This window comes from Pseudomonas fluorescens, assembly GCF_001708445.1.
In the GTDB taxonomy this organism is placed as follows: domain Bacteria; phylum Pseudomonadota; class Gammaproteobacteria; order Pseudomonadales; family Pseudomonadaceae; genus Aquipseudomonas; species Aquipseudomonas gorinensis.
In genome coordinates this window covers 2,424,660-2,440,990 of the sequence record NZ_CP015637.1, presented here as the reverse complement: position 1 = coordinate 2,440,990, position 16,331 = coordinate 2,424,660, and the positions used below count along the sequence as shown (strand labels likewise).

The window sequence follows — 16,331 nt, the reverse complement described above, 5'->3', positions numbered from 1 at the left end:
GATGCAATTGCCTCAACGGCGGTCGGACTGGGCCGGCCACCGTTGTGGGAACGCTTAACCCCAGGCGTTGGCGTTATTTCAGTGCCGGTTCAGCCGTCCGGGTGTGACGGGGCGCGATACGCATGCACTGGGCCAGGGCCTGCCGAACGTCCGCCAGCAGGTCGGCGACGTCCTCCAGGCCTACCGATAAACGCACCAGGCCCTCGCTGATGCCGTGCTGTGCGCGTTCTTCCGGGGTGTAGGTGGAGTGGGTCATGCTCGCCGGGTGCTGGGCCAGGGATTCGGCGTCACCCAGGCTGACGGCGCGGGTGAACAACTGAAGCGCGTTCATGAAGCGCCGGCCGGTGTCGATACCGCCCTTGAGTTCGAAGGCAATCATTCCGCCGGACTGGCGCATTTGCCGGGCCGCCAATTCGTACTGCGGGAAAGAGCGCAACCCAGGGTAAGTCACCCATGCCACGGCCGGGTGCGCCTGCAAGGCCTCGGCCACGGCCTGGGCGTTGCTGCAATGGCGATCCATGCGCAGCGCCAGGGTCTTGAGGCCGCGCATCAGCAGCGCCGCGTCCTGGGGTGACATGACCGCGCCGGTCAGGTCCTTGAGCCCTTGCAGACGAATACGATGCGCCAGGGCCTGGTTGCTCACCGCGATGCCGGCAGTGATATCGCCATGCCCGCTGAGGTACTTGGTTGCCGAATGCACCACCACGTCGGCACCGAGGTCCAGGGGGCGTTGCAGGTAAGGCGTGCAGTAGGTGTTGTCGACCACTACGGTGATGTTGGGCTGCTGATGGGCCAGCGCGGCGATGGCGGCGATGTCCACCAGTTGCAAGGTGGGGTTGGCGGGGGTTTCGCAGTAGATCATGCGCGTGGCCGGGGACAGCGCGGCTTGCAGCGCGGCCAGGTCGGTGAGGTCGACATGGCGCACCTTGATACCGAACTCGCTGATGCCATGGTGCAGCAGGGCGTAGGTGCAACCGTACACGGTCTGGCTGACGATCACCTCGTCGCCGGGGCGCAGCAGGGTCCAGAAGGTCGCGGCAATCGCGCCCATGCCAGAGCTGAACGCTATCGCGGCTTCGCCGTTTTCCAGGGTGGCCATGCGCGACTCCAGCAAGGCCAGGGTCGGGTTGGAAATGCGGGTGTAGAAGTGGCCGCTTTCTTCCCCGGCAAAACAGGCCGCGCCGTATTCCGCGGTGGGAAAGGCAAAGGTTGCAGACAGGTAGATCGGCGGCACCAGCGCGCCATGGTGGTCCTGGGGGTCGTAACCGTGGTGGATGGCACGGGTGGAAAAGCCGAAGGCAGGATGTTTATTGTTCATGTCTGGCGCTCCTTATTTCCTACAATGCTATGCTCATAACCACAGCCGAACTTTGCGAAGTTTGCTGATAAATCCCGGGTTATGGGACGAAACATCCATAAAAATAATGATCAGAGGCACGTTATGCCCGTCAGTCTGGACCGCACCGACAAAGCCCTTTTAAACGCATTGCAAGGCAATGCCCGCCTGACCGTGGCCGAACTGGCCGACCGCGTCGCGCTCACCACTTCGCCGTGCTGGCGCCGGGTCCGACACCTGGAAGAGAGCGGGGTGATCAGCGGCTACCAGGCGATCCTGTCGCCCAAGGCCCTGGGCTATGGCGTAACGGCGTTTGTCAGCATCATGATGGAGAGCCACACCCAGGAAATCGCCCGCGCCTTCGAGCAGCGGCTGTTGGCGATACCGGAAATCGTGGCGTGTCATAACGTGTCGGGGCGTTATGACTTCCTGTTGGAGGTGGTGGCCAAAGACCTGGAGTCATTCGGCGAGTTCGCGCGGGAGGTGTTACAGACGCTGCCCTGCGTGAAGGAGATTTACTCGAGCTTTTCCTACAAATCGGTGCGGCCGCTGCGCGTGATGCCGTTGCCGGGGTAGTGCTTTTTTGGGGGGGGGGGGGGGCGAGCGGGCTGTTGTGGCGAGCGGGCTTGCCCCGCGTTGGGCCGCGAAGCGGCCCCCCAACCAGCCACTGAGGCGTACCTGACACCGCGCAGGTGTCTTTGTCAGGGGCCGCTTCGCGGCCCAACGCGGGGCAAGCCCGCTCGCCACAAAAAATGTGGTCACTTAGGAAGAGATTTTAATCCTTAATAATCAATAAATTATTTATGTTTGATAAGGGCGGCCTGCTCCCACAATTGGTCACCTGATCTTCTGCGCAATTGGATATTTTTCCCGACCACGGCGGTGACTAACCTAGCCATCAATCCTCACCGCCCTGGAGTTCCATCATGCAAACCCGTACCGATTTCTACACCGCCTCCCCGGACGCCATGAAAGCCATGCGCGCCCTGGAAGCTGCCGTCGGCAAACTGTCCATCGAGCTGCCGCTGCTGGAGCTGGTGCGCCTGCGTGTTTCCCAGATCAACGGCTGCGCATTCTGCCTGGACATGCACACCGCCGATGCGCGCAAGGGCGGTGAAACCGAACGGCGCCTGTACACCTTGTCGGCCTGGCGTGAAACGCCGTTCTTCACCCCGCGTGAACGCGCCGCCCTGGCCTGGGCCGAAAGCCTGACCCTGCTCAGCCAGACCCATGCCCCTGACGAAGACTACAACGCGCTGGCCGCCGAATTCAGCGCTCAGGAACAGGTCGACCTGAGCGTGGCGATCTCCACGATCAACAGCTGGAACCGCCTGGCCGTCGGCTTTCGCAAGATGCCCAAATAAGCGATCAGAAGTTCACCGTAGCACTCAGGCGCGCCGTCAGCGGCGCGCCCTGGAACAGGTAGTCATCGCCCATGTACTCGCCTGCGTCGCGCCAGTAGCGCTTGTCGAACAGGTTGTCGACGCTCAGGCGAAACACGGTTTCATACCCGTCGACGCGGGTGCTGTAGCGGCTGCCGACGTTGACCACCGCGTAATCTCCGACTTCGACATTGCCGGTGCGATTGGCGTACTTCTTGGCGCTGTATTGCACGCCGCCGTGCAGCGCCAGGCCATTGACCCATGGCAACGCATAATCGGCGTACACACTGGCGCGCAGCTTGGGCACGTTGATCGCCTGGTGGTCTTCGTAGGCCGCTGTGCCGCTGCCGCTGACTCGTGCACGAATCGCCGCCACGCTGGTTGCGATCTGCAAGCGCTCGGTCGCCCAGCCGTTGGCCGACAATTCCACGCCAGTGTTCTTCTGCTCGCCCTGTTGCACATAAGTGAAGGCCCCGGTGTCATCCGGCTTGGCGTACTGGTAGGCCTGGCGCGTCTGGAAGACGGCGGCGGCGAAGCTGATGCGGCGCCAGTCGTATTTCACCCCGGCTTCGATCTGCCGCGACACGGTCGGCGCCAGGGTTTCGCCCGGGTTGGTCGCAAACCACGGCGCCGTGCCGCCCAGGGACAAGCCCTTGCTGTAGGTGGTGTACAGCGAAATGTCTTCCACCGGTTTGTAGATCAGCGACGCCTGGGGCAGGAACACGTATTGCTGGGTATGGCGCGCCGGGTCGCCATTGTCGTCGAAGGCTTTTTCATCCAGGCGCACTTCGCGACCGCCGAGGATGGTTTGCCAGTGCTCATTGAAGCGGAGGCGGTCGGTGACGAACACGCCGTACTGGCGGCTGTCGAGGTTGCGATGGCGGGCGTTCAACGGTTTGTCGGTGGGCGTGAAGCTCGGCGCATCCTCGTCGATATTGGTCGTGCCGATGTACTCGTTGACGAACTTACGCTTGTCGATCACCCGGCGAAATGCGCTGGTGCCGAAGGTCAGTTCATGGCCGATGCCTGCGGTGTCGAACATGCCGGTCATCGCCGCCTGGACTTCATCGTCACGGCGGGTGTCGTCGGGGCTGCGGTAGTCGTAGACGTCGTAGTTGCCTTCGGGGCTGAAGTAGTTCGGCACGCTGGAGGTGCAACTGGTCGAGCCATAGCAGCCCCACGCAAACGAACTGTAGTCATCAATCACCACTTTGCTGCGCGCCGCGCTGACACTGCCTTTCCACTGGTCGCTGAAGCGGTACTCGAACGTGCCGTTGAGGTTCAACGAATCGATGCCGACCTGCTTGGAGCCGGTTTGATGGCCCAGCAGTTTTTTCGGCGAGGCGTCGTGGGGCACTTGCGTACCGCCGAGCAATTGATAGCCCGGCACCGAGCGTTGTTGCTTGTTCTGGTATTCCGCATCCAGCTGCAGCACGGCGTCGGGGCTGATGTTCCAGTCGAAGGCCAGGGACACAAAATCCCGCTGGCCGTTGGCGTGCTCCACGTAGGAGTTGAGGTCTTCATGGGCGACGTTGGCGCGCAGGCCCAATTGCTGCTCGCTGCCAAACCAGCCGCCGACATCGGTGGCGAGATAGCCGCTGCCGCGATCGTCGGTGGAGACCGTCACCGAGCGTACGTCTTCCGGGCGCTTGGTCACGTAGTTGATCACGCCGCTGGGCTCGGAAATCCCGCTCTGCAAACCGGCCAGGCCCTTGAGCACTTCCACCTGCTGCTTGTTTTCCAGCGCGACGTTCTGTTCGCCGGTGATGGTGCGCCCGTTGATCTTGTAGCTGCTCGCGGCATTCAGCGAGAAGCCGCGCACCACGAAGTTTTCGTAATAGCCGATCGGCGCATAGCTGTCGCCCACCGAGGCATCGTTGCGTAGCACTTCACTGAGCAGGCGCGCTTGCTGGTCCTTGATCAGCGCGGCGTTGATCACCGTGATCGAGGCGGGGGTGTCCAGCAGCGGCGCTTCACTGAAGCCGCCGACGGCGGCAGTTTCACTGCGATAACCGGACTCGTCCTGGCCCTGGACGTTCACCGCCGGCAGTTCGATCTCCGCCGCCAGGCTGTTGCCAATACCGCCGCTGAGCAGCAAGCCGAGGGCGAAGCGGGAAGTGACGACGGGGCGAAAACGCAAAACCATGGGGCAGGGCCTTAGAAGCGCGGGGCGAGGGGCGCATAAGCTAGGCATAACGGCGCGGTTTTACAAGCGTTCAGGCCAGGCGCGGGCTGAGACATCGCGTCTCAGCCCGCACGTCGATCCACTCGCGGCTCGACAGCTGCGGCGCGGACCTGCGATAGACGAGGCTTCTCTGATCATTGCAGGAGTTCGTCATGAGTACTGCTGGAAAAGTCATCGCTGGAAAAGTTGCGCTGGTGACCGGCGCCGGGCAAGGCATTGGCCGAGCCATCGCCTTGCGCCTGGCACGGGACGGTGCGGATATCGCCCTGGTCGACATCAATGGCGCCAAGCTTGAAGCGGTAGCCGCCGAAGTGGTGGCCCTGGGGCGCAAGGCTTCGGTGTTCATCGCTGATGTGTCCAAGCGCGAGCAGGTGGTGGCGGCCGTGGAGCACGCGCACCAGACCCTGGGTGGCTTCGACATCATCGTCAACAACGCCGGGGTGGCGCAGATCGATTCGCTGTTGGACGTGACCCCGGAACAGGTCGAACGCACCCTGGGCATCAACGTGCAGGGGGTGTTGTGGGGCATCCAGGCGGCCGGCAATAAATTCAAGGCGCTCAAGCAGAAGGGCAAGATCATCAACGCCTGCTCGATTGCTGGGCATGAAGGTTTCGCCCTGCTTGGCGTGTACTCGGCGACCAAGTTCGCCGTGCGCGCCTTGACCCAGGCGGCAGCCAAGGAACTGGCCAGCGTCGGGATTACGGTCAACGCATATTGCCCCGGTGTGGTGGGCACGGACATGTGGGTCGAGATCGACAAGCGCATGGCCGAGATCACTGGTGCCGAGGTGGGGGCCACCTACAAGAAGTACGTGGACGGCATCGCCCTGGGCCGTGCGGAAACCCCAGAGGATGTGGCGGGGCTGGTGGCTTACCTGGCGGGGCCGGATGCGGATTACATGACCGGGCAGTCCCCGTTGATCGATGGTGGCCTGGTCTACCGCTGATACCTCGGGGTCTGCATCGGTCCGGTGTGGGAGGGGGGCAAGCCCCTCCCACAGGTTCAGTGTTTGCCCGGCATGTCGATGCCCAACTGGTTGACGCGTCGGTAGAGTGTCGCTCTGGAAATCCCCAATGCCTGCGCCGTCGGTAATGGCTTCCAGCGATGCCGAATCAACGCATCCAGCACCACCTGGCGCTCCGGGCTGACAGGGGCTTGCACATCGGCCTCGGCCCGCTCGCCGCGCACTTCCACGGGTAAATCCGCCAGCTGGATCGTACCGCCCTCGCACACCGCACAGGCATACGCCAGTACATGGCGCAGTTGCCGCACATTGCCCGGCCAGGCATAGCCCAGCAGCAACTCCAGCGCGGCCGGGGCGATGCCCACCGAGATGCCACCGCCGCGGGCTTCCTGGGTCACCAGCCGGTTGATCAAGGCCAGCTTGTCACTGCGTTCGCGCAGGGGCGGCAGGCAGAAGCGCGCACAACCCAGGCGAAAGTACAGGTCCTCGCGAAACCGCCCCTCGCTCACCAGCGCGGCCAGGTCACGGTGGCTGGCGCAGATCACTTGGATATTCACTGCGCGGGTTTTCGCGGCGCCCAGCGGGGCCACTTCACCTTCGGCCATGACCCGCAGCAAGCGGGTCTGCAGGGCCAGCGGCATGTCGCCAATTTCATCGAGGAACAGCGTGCCGCCATCGGCCTGCACCAGTAACCCCGGCATGCCTTTGCTGGAGGCGCCGGTAAAGGCACCGGCCACGTAGCCGAACAGCTCGCTTTCGATCAGGTTTTCCGGGATCGCCGCGCAGTTCACTGCCACGAACGGTCCCTCGCGGCGCGCACTGCGTTCATGCAACTGGCGGGCGAAAACCTCCTTGCCCGCACCGGTTTCACCTTGCACCAGCACCGGCAGGTTACGGTCCTTCACGCGCACAGCCAGGCGCAGGTGTTCTTCCACGCGCGGGTCGACCTGGGTGTTTGCAACCACCCGCGCCGGTTTGCGTCGGGGTGGGTTGACCCGCACATGTAACGCGCCAGGTTCGCCGAGCCAGTTCAACTGCTGGGTCGATTGATCGGTGACGGCGTGCAAGGCGTCCAGGTCGAAAACCTCGCCGATATGCTCCGGCACTTGGCCAAAGCGCAGCCGCAGGGCCTGGCGCGCTTTGCTGTTGAGGGCATGCAGGCGGCCGTCCTGGTCCCAGGCCAGCAACAGGTCGGGCTGGCTGTCGACATACCCTGGCGTGCTGTGGGCCTGGAGCACCCAGTGCTGGCGGGCGCTGTGCATGAAGAAGGCGTTCTCGATGGCCTGGGCGCTCTGCGCCACCATCTGCCGCACCAGGTGCTGACTGCGCCGGTCATCCGGGGACTTGAGCGCCGAGGCGTCCATCACCCCCAGCAGGTTGCCCTGGGGGTCGAAGATCGGCGCGGCGGAGCAGGTCAGGCTGATAAAGGCTGCACGGAAGTGATCGCGCTTGTGCACCGTGACCGCCGCCTTGCTGGTGAGGACGGTGGCCACGCCACACGTGCCTTCCTCGGCTTCCGACCAGCAGGTGCCTAGGTACAGGCCGGCCTTGCGGCAATCGGTGCGAATGGCCGTGTCCACGCGGTGGTCGATGGTCTGGCCCTGGGCGTCGGTGAGCATCACACAGTAGTCGGCCTGGCGCACACGGTGGTGCAGCTGACCGACGGCCTCGCTGGCGATGCGCATGAACAGCTCGGCGCGCTCGCGGCATTCCTTGAGGCGTGGTTCGCTGAGGATGCGCGGGCCTTGCAGTGAGCCAGGGTCGAGGTGGTGTTGTTCCATGGAGCGCCGCCACGAATCGAAAATGAGTGACGGCACTGGCGCCTGTGGCAGGCGATCGGCATTGCGCACCACGCGACTGACGCAGTCGACATGGTCCTTGGAGTTCGCGGCGAGCATAAGGCCTCCGGTTCTCGATCTTTGTTGTTATGCCCGCCATTAAGCGCGCATGTGCGCAGAGGGACAAGGGCGGCCTGACCAACTGCCCGGCGTGAGACGCAGCGTCTCATTCGGGCTGAGACACCGCGGGCAGGTTGCAATGGCCCGTCTCATTTTGCGGCTCGGGGGTGTCGCCGCACAACCGCGGGGCACTGCTCTGGATCAAGGCTTTGCGCGGTTTTTTCGCGCCTTGGCACAGGCTGTGCTGAGCAGGTTGCAGCTGGCCGCTGCCAGCCTTTTGTGTGTCGAGACAACCTGGAGAACAACAAGATGTCCACTCACCTGTCCACCGATCAATTGCTGCATGCCTACACCGTGATGCGCACCATCCGTGATTTCGAAGAACGCCTGCATGTGGAATTCGCCACCGGCGAGATCCCCGGTTTCGTGCACCTGTATGCCGGCCAGGAAGCCAGCGCAGCGGGAGTGATGGCGCACCTCAACGATGAAGATTGCATCGCCTCCAACCACCGTGGCCACGGCCATTGCATCGCCAAGGGCGTGGATGTGTTCGGCATGATGGCCGAGATCTATGGCAAGAAAACCGGCGTGTGCGGCGGCAAAGGCGGCTCCATGCACATCGCCGACCAGGAGAAAGGCATGCTCGGCGCCAACGGCATTGTCGGTGCCGGTGCGCCGTTGGCGGCCGGTGCGGCGCTGGCCTCCAAGCTCAAGGGCAGCCAGGGTGTGGCCGTGGCGTTTTTCGGCGACGGCGGCTCCAACGAGGGGGCGGTGTTCGAAGCCATGAACCTGGCCTCGATCATGAAGCTGCCGTGCCTGTTCGTCGCGGAAAACAACGGCTATGCCGAAGCCACCGGTTCAGGCTGGTCGGTGGCGTGCAAGGACATTGCCGAGCGCGCCGTGGGCTTTGGCATGCCGGGGGTGATTGTCGATGGCAATGATTTCTTCGCCGTGCACGCAGCCCTTGGCGTGGCCGTGGAGCGCGCGCGCAATGGCCAGGGACCGACCCTGGTGGAGGTCAAGCTGAGCCGTTTCTACGGCCACTTCGAAGGCGATGCGCAAACCTATCGCGGCCCGGATGAAGTCAAGAACCTGCGCGAATCCCACGATTGCCTGGCGCTGTTTCGTCAACGCTGCAACGCCGAAGGCTGGCTCGATGCGGCGCAATTCGAGCGCATCGACGCAGAGGTCGCACAACTGATCGAAGACGCCGTGCGCCTGGCCAAGTCCGATCCCAAGCCCCAGGCCGCCGACCTGCTCAGCGATGTCTACGTGGCTTACCGCTAATCGCCACCCACTACAAAAACAATTCGTGGAGAGACCGTCATGGCTCGCAAAATCAGTTATCAGCAAGCTATCAACGAAGCCCTGGCCCAGGAAATGCGCCGGGACCAGAGTGTGTTCATCATCGGCCAGGACGTCTCCGGCGGCACCGGTTCCCCCGGCGAGCAGGATGCCTGGGGGGGCGTGCTCGGCGTGACCAAGGGCCTGTACCCGCAGTTTCCCGACCGCGTACTCGATGCGCCATTGTCCGAAGTCGGCTACGTCGGCATGGCGGTCGGCGCGGCGACCCGCGGCATGCGCCCGGTGTGCGAATTGATGTTCGTCGACTTTATCGGCTGCTGCCTCGACCAGTTGCTCAACCAGGCCGCCAAGTTTCGCTATATGTTCGGTGGCAAGACCACCACGCCGCTGGTGGTGCGCGCCATGTACGGCGCCGGCCTGCGCGCCGCGGCCCAGCATTCGCAGATGCTCACCTCGATGTGGACGCACATCCCCGGCCTCAAGGTGGTGTGCCCGGCCACGCCGTATGATGCCAAGGGCATGCTGATCCAGGCGATCCGCGACAACGACCCGGTGATCTTCCTCGAGCACAAAATGCTCTACAGCCTGCAGGGCGAAGTGCCGGAAGAGCTGTACACCGTACCTTTTGGCGAAGCCAACTTTGTACGCGAAGGCAATGACGTCACCCTGGTGACCTACGGGCGCATGGTGCATATCGCCCTGGAAGCCGCGGCCAACCTGGCGCGCCAGGGTATCGACTGCGAAGTCTTGGACCTGCGCACCACCAGCCCGCTGGACGAAGACAGCATCCTCGAAAGCGTGGAGAAAACCGGGCGCCTGGTGGTGATCGACGAATCCAACCCACGTTGCTCCATCGCCACCGATATCAGCGCCTTGGTTGCACAGCGCGGGTTTTCGTTCCTGCGCGCGCCCATCGAAATGGTCACCGCGCCACACACACCGGTGCCGTTCTCCGATGCGCTGGAAGACCTGTACATCCCCAATGCCGCGAAGATCGAGGCGGCTGTGCTGAAGATCGCCGACAAGAGGACTGCCGCATGATCCATACCTTGACCATGCCCAAGTGGGGGTTGTCGATGACCGAGGGCCGCATTGATGTGTGGCTGAAACAACCCGGCGACTCGGTGGAGAAGGGGGAGGAAGTGCTGGATGTGGAGACCGACAAGATTTCCAGCAGTGTCGAGGCGCCGTTCAGCGGGGTGCTGCGCCGGGTGCTGGCGCTGAGCGACGAGACCTTGCCGGTGGGGGCGTTGCTCGGGATCGTGGTGGAGGGCGAGGCCACGGAAGCCGAGATTGACGCGGTGATCGAAGGCTTCCAGGCCGGGTTCGTGTCCAGTGCGGCCGAGGCGGAAGCCTCGGGGCCCCGCGCGCAGAAAGTCGAGGTGGGCGGGCGCCTGCTGCGCTACCTCGACCTCGGCGAGGGCGGCACGCCGCTGGTGCTGGTGCATGGCTTTGGCGGCGACTTGAACAACTGGCTGTTCAATCACCCGGCCCTGGCCGCCGAGCGGCGGGTGATCGCCCTGGACCTGCCGGGGCACGGCGAGTCGGGCAAGGCCCTGCAAAATGGCGACGCCGACGAGTTGAGCCAGGCGCTGCTGGCGTTGCTCGATCACCTTGAACTCGACCGCGTGCACCTGGCCGGGCACTCCATGGGTGGGTTGGTCAGCCTGACAGTGGCGCGGCAAGCGCCGGCGCGGGTCGCCTCGCTGACCCTGATTGCCAGCGCCGGGCTGGGTGAAGCGATCAACGGGGACTACCTGCAAGGGTTTACCGAGGCCAATAACCGCAACGCGCTCAAGCCGCAGTTGGTGCAACTGTTCAGCGACCCGGCACTGGTCACGCGGCAGATGCTGGAGGACATGCTCAAGTTCAAGCGCCTCGAAGGCGTGGACCAGGCATTACGCCAACTCAATGCCCAACTGTTCGATGGCGGGCGGCAGCGCCTGGATCTGCGCAACGTGGTGGGGCAGCAGCCGAGCCTGGTGATCTGGGGCGATGACGATGCAATCATCCCGGCCAGCCATGCCCAGGGGCTGGAGGCCCAGGTGGAGATATTGCCGGGGCAGGGGCATATGGTGCAGTTGGAGGCGGCGGAGCGGGTGAACCAGTTGATGGCAGCCTTCCTCAACTCCCAAGCCTGATAGCGAACCCAATGTGGGAGGCCTCACGACCTCTTCAACGTAGCGCTGTCGCGCAGCGAACTGTAACCCCTGTGGCGAGCGGGCTTGTTGTGGCGAGCGGGCTTGCCCCGCGTTGGGGCGCGCAGCGCCCCCAATGAAGGACGTATGCGGTGTACCAGATATTCCGCAGAGACTGGTTTTGGGGCTGCTGCGCAGCCCAACGCGGGGCAAGCCCGCTCGCCACAACCAGCCCGCTCGCCACAAGGCTCAAGTTTGCTGTGCGACAGTGCTAAGTCGGGGATTTAGTGAGACCCCCCACATTGTCGAATGCATTTCAAAGTGAGCGCTTGAGGGTCTCGCTCGGCAGTTCCTTGAACAGCGCTCTATAGCTGTTAGAGAACCGCCCCAAATGCCAGAACGACCAGTTCATCGCCACTTCGGCCACGGTCGTTCCGCTACCGCTCAACAACTCCCGCCGCGCGCCGTTCAAGCGCCGCAAGCGCAACCACTGCGCCGGGCTCATCCCGGTGTAGGTCTTGAAGCCCTGCTGCAACTGGCGCAGCGGCACGCCGGCGATACGCGCCAGTTCCAGCAGGTTGACGCTTTCATCGGGTGCATCCGCCGCCCATTCGCCAATGCGTGCCATCAACTGGCGTTCTTGGCTGCGCCGCTGCAATGAACTGCGGTCCAGGCACACGCATGCGTTATCGAGAATGAACAGGCAATCGTCGAGCAACTGTTGGGTGAGGGTGTCGCGGCTGGCCGGGTCGATCGTGCTGGACAAGCGCGTCAGGGTTCCACTGAGCCAGCGACTGAACAACGCATTCTGTTGGCAGAGCAGCGGCGCCATGAACAGCCCTTCGAGTTTCGCCACATCCAGCCCATGGCGCTGCACGAACTGCGGGCCGAACACCACCGCCACTTCACGGTAGTTCTCCGGGGTGATCCACGTGTTGCGGCTTTCACCATTCAGCAGGTACAGCGCGTTGTCGCTGCCATCGAAACAGAACGCCAGGGACCCCGGCGGCGCATTGAAATGCTGCTCCACACGGGTGTTCATGCACTCTTCGTAGACCTCGACGCCTTGCAGGTCGAGGTAGCGGATACGGCCGGCGAAATGCCCCGGGGACATCTGCTGGTACTGCTGTACCCAGCCGGGTGTCGCACGGCATTGAGCGGCCACATCACCGGTGGTGAAGGCCTGTACGCGCAAGGCGGTTGCCTGTGTCATGGGGTGATCCGTACGCACTCTATTGGTGCGTTGTGGTTCGTGCAAAGTGGATAGATGCCGTTCGACGGCTGGCCCAAGATAGACCTCAATGCGCCAGGAGTACAAGCCGGCGCAGCACTCCACCCATGACGAGGTCCTTATGAACGCCCCCTTCGATCAGCTGTCCGCCTGGCTGAAAGAACACAAGATTACCGAGGTCGAATGCGTGATCAGTGATTTGACTGGCATTGCACGCGGCAAGATCGCACCCACCAACAAGTTCCTGCATGAGCGAGGCATGCGCCTGCCGGAAAGTGTGTTGCTGCAAACGGTAACCGGGGACTTTGTCGACGACGATATCTACTACGACCTGCTCGACCCGGCCGACATCGACATGGTCTGCCGCCCGGTGGCCAATGCCACCTATGTGGTGCCGTGGGCGATTGAACCCACCGCCATCGTGATCCACGACACCTTCGACAAACAGGGCAACCCCATCGAACTGTCGCCGCGCAATGTGCTCAAGAAGGTCCTGCAGCTCTATACCGAGCAAGGCTGGCAGCCGATTGTCGCGCCGGAAATGGAGTTCTACCTGACTCAGCGCTGCGAAGACCCGGACCTGCCGCTGAAAACCCCGGTGGGCCGTTCCGGCCGTGCCGAGACCGGTCGGCAGTCGTTTTCCATCGACGCGGCCAACGAGTTCGACCCGCTGTTCGAGGACGTCTATGACTGGTGCGAAGCCCAGGGCCTGGACCTCGATACGCTGATCCACGAAGACGGCCCGGCGCAGATGGAAATCAACTTCCGCCATGGCGACGCGTTGGACCTTGCTGACCAGATCACCGTGTTCAAGCGCACCCTGCGCGAGGCCGCGCTCAAGCACAATGTGGCCGCGACCTTCATGGCCAAGCCCGTGGCCGATGAGCCGGGCAGCGCCATGCACCTGCACCAGAGCGTGGTGGAGATCGCCACGGGCAAGCCGGTGTTTGTCGACGCCGACGGCAAGATGAGCCAACTGTTCCTGCATCACATTGGCGGTTTGCAGAAGTACATCCCCAAGCTGTTGCCGATGTTCGCGCCGAACGTGAACTCGTTCCGCCGCTTTTTGCCGGACACATCGGCGCCGGTCAATGTGGAGTGGGGCGAAGAAAACCGCACGGTCGGCCTGCGCGTGCCCACCTCGAACCCCGACGCCATGCGCGTGGAAAACCGCCTGCCCGGCGCGGATGCCAACCCTTACCTTGCGATCGCCGCCAGCCTGCTGTGTGGCTACCTGGGCATGATCGAACGGATCGAACCCAGCGCCCCGGTGGAGGGCCGCGCCTACGAGCGGCGCAACCTGCGCCTGCCCATCACCCTCGAAGACGCCCTGGTGCGCATGGAGGAGTGCGCGACGGTCAAGCAGTACCTGGGCGACAAGTTCGTGCGTGGCTACGTCGCGGTCAAACGCGCCGAACATGAGAATTTCAAGCGGGTGATCAGTTCCTGGGAGCGTGAGTTCCTGTTGTTGAGCGTCTAAATAATCATAAAGGGGTGTCGATATGCGTCTCGTGAAAAAGCTTCTCCCGCTGGCCCTGGTGGCGGCGTTCAGCAGTGCCAGCCAGGCGGCGCCAACCGTCAGCGTCTACAACTGGACCGACTACATCGGCGAAACCACCCTGGCCGATTTCCAGGCCAAGACGGGGATCAAGGTGATCTACGACGTGTTCGACTCCAACGAAACTCTGGAGGGCAAGTTGCTGGCGGGGCGCACCGGGTATGACGTGGTGGTGCCGTCCAACCACTTCCTCGCGCGCCAGGTGAAGGCCGGCGCGTTCCTCAAGCTGGACCGTGCGCAGTTGCCCAACTTCAAGAACCTCGACCCCAAGCTGCTCAAGCTGCTGGAGAAAAACGACCCCGGCAACGCGCACTCGGTGCCGTACCTGTGGGGCACCAATGGCATCGGCTATAACGTCGACAAGGTCAAGCAGGTGCTGGGCATCGACCATATCGATTCGTGGGCGGTACTGTTCGAGCCGGAGAACCTCAAGAAGCTCAACCAGTGCGGCGTGGCCTTCCTTGACTCGGCGGACGAGCTGTTCCCGGCGATCCTCAATTACATGGGCAAGGACCCGCGCAGCGAGAATCCCAAGGACTACCAGGAAGCCGAGGCCAAGTTGCTGACGCTGCGCCCCTACATCACCTACTTCCATTCTTCCAAGTACATCTCGGACTTGGCCAACGGTGATATCTGCGTAGCCTTTGGTTATTCCGGCGACGTATTCCAGGCCGCCAACCGCGCCAAGGAAGCCAAGAACGGGGTGAACATTGCCTACTCGATTCCCAAGGAAGGCTCCAACCTGTGGTTTGACCTGCTGGCGATTCCGGCCGATGCGAGCAACCCGAAAGAAGCCCACGCGTTTATCAACTACCTGCTGGATCCCGAAGTGATTGCCAAGGTCAGTGCCTCGGTCGGCTATGCCAACGCCAACCCGGCGGCGAAGGCGTTCATGGACCCGGAACTGGTGAACAACCCTGAGGTGTATCCGTCCCAGGAAGTCCTCGACAAACTCTATATTTCCACCACGCCGACCCCGGCGACCATGCGCCTGATGACCCGCGCGTGGAGCAAAGTGAAGACCAATAAATGATGCAGTCCCGTGACCACGCCCGTTCCTATTACCGAGCCACGGCCAACGCGGTTGTCGAGCGCCCTTCACTGGGCGCCGACTTGACCGCCGACGTGTGTGTGATCGGCGGCGGGTTCACTGGCGTCAACACGGCCATCGAGCTGGCGCAGCGCGGGCTCTCGGTGATCCTGCTGGAGGCCCGACGCATCGGTTGGGGCGCCAGCGGGCGTAATGGCGGGCAGTTGATTCGCGGTATCGGCCATGACGTGGCGGGGTTTGCCAAGTACGTGGGTGAGGAGGGCGTGCGTTACCTGGAGCGTGCCGGGATCGATTCGGTGGCGTTGGTGGGTGAACGCATTATCGAGCACGGCATCGACTGCGACTTGCGCTGGGGCTTTTGTGAACTGGCCAATACCCCGGCGCAGTTTGCTGCGTTCAACGGCGAGCAGGAGCACCTGGCGGCATTGGGGTATGCCCATGAAACCCGCCTGGTGGGCCCTCTGGATATACAACAGGTGGTGGGTTCGACGGTCTATGCCGGTGGCCTGGTGGACATGGGGTCCGGGCATTTGCACCCACTCAATCTGGTGCTGGGTGAGGCGAAGGTCGCCGAGTCCCTCGGCGTGCAGATCTTTGAACACACCGAGGTGGTGGAACTGATCCACGGCGACACGGTTAAGGTGCGTTGCGCCGCCGGCACGGTGCGTGCTGCCAACCTGGTGCTGGCGTGCAATGCACATCTGGAAGAACTGGAGCCGCGCTTGAGTGGCAAGGTGCTGCCCGCTGGCAGCTACATCATCGCCACTGAGCCGTTGTCGCCGGCGCTGGCCCGTCAACTGATCCCACAGAACCTGGCGCTGTGCGACCAGAAAGTCGGCCTGGATTACTACCGGCTATCCGCAGATCGTCGCCTGTTGTTCGGTGGCGCTTGCCATTACTCCGGACGCGATCCGGTGGACATCGCGGCCTATATGCGGCCGAAAATGCTCAAGGTGTTCCCACAGCTGGCCACCACCGCCATCGAGTTCCAATGGGGCGGCAAGATCGGTATTACCGCCAACCGCTTCCCGCAGGTCGGGCGCTTGAAGCAGTACCCCAACGTGTTCTACGCCCAGGGGTATTCCGGGCATGGGCTGAACGTCACCCATTGGTGCGCGCGACTGCTGGCCGAAGGCATTCACGCCGGTACAAGCCCAGGCCTGGATATTTTCAGCCAGGTGCCCCACATGACCTTCCCCGGCGGCAAGGCATTGCGTTCGCCGCTGCTGGCGCTGGGGATGTTGTGGTATCGGTTGAGGGAATTGATGCATTGACGTGCAGG

Annotated in this window: 13 protein-coding genes; 9 read left to right on the top strand and 4 right to left on the bottom strand. The window is 63.1% G+C overall.

Going from position 1 to position 16,331, the window contains the following annotated elements; genetic code table 11:
- Nucleotides 1-73: 73 nt before the first annotated feature.
- Nucleotides 74-1,318: a methionine gamma-lyase gene (locus A7317_RS11035; RefSeq protein ID WP_024076044.1), complete on the bottom strand. Its 1,245-nt coding sequence runs from the start codon at nucleotides 1,316-1,318 to the stop codon at nucleotides 74-76.
- Between the two features lie 123 nt (nucleotides 1,319-1,441).
- Between A7317_RS11035 and A7317_RS11030 the strand changes: the two genes are divergently transcribed.
- Both A7317_RS11030 and A7317_RS11025 read left to right on the top strand, forming a co-directional pair.
- Nucleotides 1,442-1,912 carry an Lrp/AsnC family transcriptional regulator gene (locus A7317_RS11030; RefSeq protein WP_069075795.1) on the top strand — a complete coding sequence of 157 codons (471 nt, stop codon included), beginning with the start codon at nucleotides 1,442-1,444 and terminating at the stop codon, nucleotides 1,910-1,912.
- Nucleotides 1,913-2,262: 350 nt separating this feature from the next.
- Entirely contained in the window at nucleotides 2,263-2,700 is a 438-nt protein-coding gene (locus A7317_RS11025) for a carboxymuconolactone decarboxylase family protein (protein WP_024076042.1), read from the top strand.
- A 4-nt stretch (nucleotides 2,701-2,704) separates the two neighbouring features.
- On the opposite strand, the gene A7317_RS11020 is transcribed toward A7317_RS11025, so the two are convergent.
- Nucleotides 2,705-4,864 (bottom strand): TonB-dependent siderophore receptor, encoded by a 2,160-nt coding sequence (locus A7317_RS11020; protein WP_069075794.1) that lies wholly within the window; start codon nucleotides 4,862-4,864, stop codon nucleotides 2,705-2,707.
- A gap of 191 nt (nucleotides 4,865-5,055) precedes the next feature.
- Between A7317_RS11020 and A7317_RS11015 the strand changes: the two genes are divergently transcribed.
- A complete protein-coding gene (locus A7317_RS11015; protein ID WP_024076040.1) occupies nucleotides 5,056-5,850 on the top strand; it encodes an acetoin reductase in 795 nt (264 codons plus the stop codon).
- Between the two features lie 56 nt (nucleotides 5,851-5,906).
- On the opposite strand, the gene A7317_RS11010 is transcribed toward A7317_RS11015, so the two are convergent.
- Nucleotides 5,907-7,766 (bottom strand): sigma-54-dependent Fis family transcriptional regulator, encoded by a 1,860-nt coding sequence (locus tag A7317_RS11010; RefSeq protein ID WP_069075793.1) that lies wholly within the window; start codon nucleotides 7,764-7,766, stop codon nucleotides 5,907-5,909.
- A 309-nt stretch (nucleotides 7,767-8,075) separates the two neighbouring features.
- Between A7317_RS11010 and A7317_RS11005 the strand changes: the two genes are divergently transcribed.
- The 3 genes from A7317_RS11005 to A7317_RS10995 are packed head-to-tail and all read left to right on the top strand — an operon-like array spanning nucleotide 8,076 to nucleotide 11,212.
- Complete coding sequence (locus A7317_RS11005) at nucleotides 8,076-9,053, top strand: thiamine pyrophosphate-dependent dehydrogenase E1 component subunit alpha (RefSeq protein ID WP_024076038.1); 978 nt, start codon at nucleotides 8,076-8,078, stop codon at nucleotides 9,051-9,053.
- Between the two features lie 39 nt (nucleotides 9,054-9,092).
- Complete coding sequence (locus A7317_RS11000; protein ID WP_024076037.1) at nucleotides 9,093-10,112, top strand: alpha-ketoacid dehydrogenase subunit beta; 1,020 nt, start codon at nucleotides 9,093-9,095, stop codon at nucleotides 10,110-10,112.
- Complete coding sequence (locus A7317_RS10995; protein ID WP_069075792.1) at nucleotides 10,109-11,212, top strand: acetoin dehydrogenase dihydrolipoyllysine-residue acetyltransferase subunit; 1,104 nt, start codon at nucleotides 10,109-10,111, stop codon at nucleotides 11,210-11,212. The genes A7317_RS11000 and A7317_RS10995 overlap by 4 nt, the downstream gene beginning before the upstream one ends.
- A gap of 313 nt (nucleotides 11,213-11,525) precedes the next feature.
- Here the strand turns inward: A7317_RS10995 and A7317_RS10990 are convergent, their stop codons facing one another.
- Entirely contained in the window at nucleotides 11,526-12,422 is an 897-nt protein-coding gene (locus A7317_RS10990; RefSeq protein WP_069075791.1) for a helix-turn-helix domain-containing protein, read from the bottom strand.
- A gap of 139 nt (nucleotides 12,423-12,561) precedes the next feature.
- On the opposite strand from A7317_RS10990, the gene A7317_RS10985 reads away from it, so the two are divergent.
- Genes A7317_RS10985 through A7317_RS10975 form a run of 3 tightly spaced genes read left to right on the top strand, consistent with a single transcriptional unit; the run spans nucleotide 12,562 to nucleotide 16,323 of the window.
- On the top strand, nucleotides 12,562-13,920 hold the full coding sequence (locus tag A7317_RS10985; RefSeq protein ID WP_041161242.1) for a glutamine synthetase family protein: 1,359 nt from the start codon (nucleotides 12,562-12,564) through the stop codon (nucleotides 13,918-13,920).
- Nucleotides 13,921-13,942: 22 nt separating this feature from the next.
- On the top strand, nucleotides 13,943-15,031 hold the full coding sequence (locus A7317_RS10980) for a polyamine ABC transporter substrate-binding protein (protein ID WP_024076033.1): 1,089 nt from the start codon (nucleotides 13,943-13,945) through the stop codon (nucleotides 15,029-15,031).
- Nucleotides 15,028-16,323 (top strand): NAD(P)/FAD-dependent oxidoreductase, encoded by a 1,296-nt coding sequence (locus A7317_RS10975; protein ID WP_069075790.1) that lies wholly within the window; start codon nucleotides 15,028-15,030, stop codon nucleotides 16,321-16,323. Before A7317_RS10980 ends, A7317_RS10975 begins: the two co-directional genes overlap by 4 nt.
- The last annotated feature ends 8 nt before the right edge of the window (nucleotides 16,324-16,331 follow it).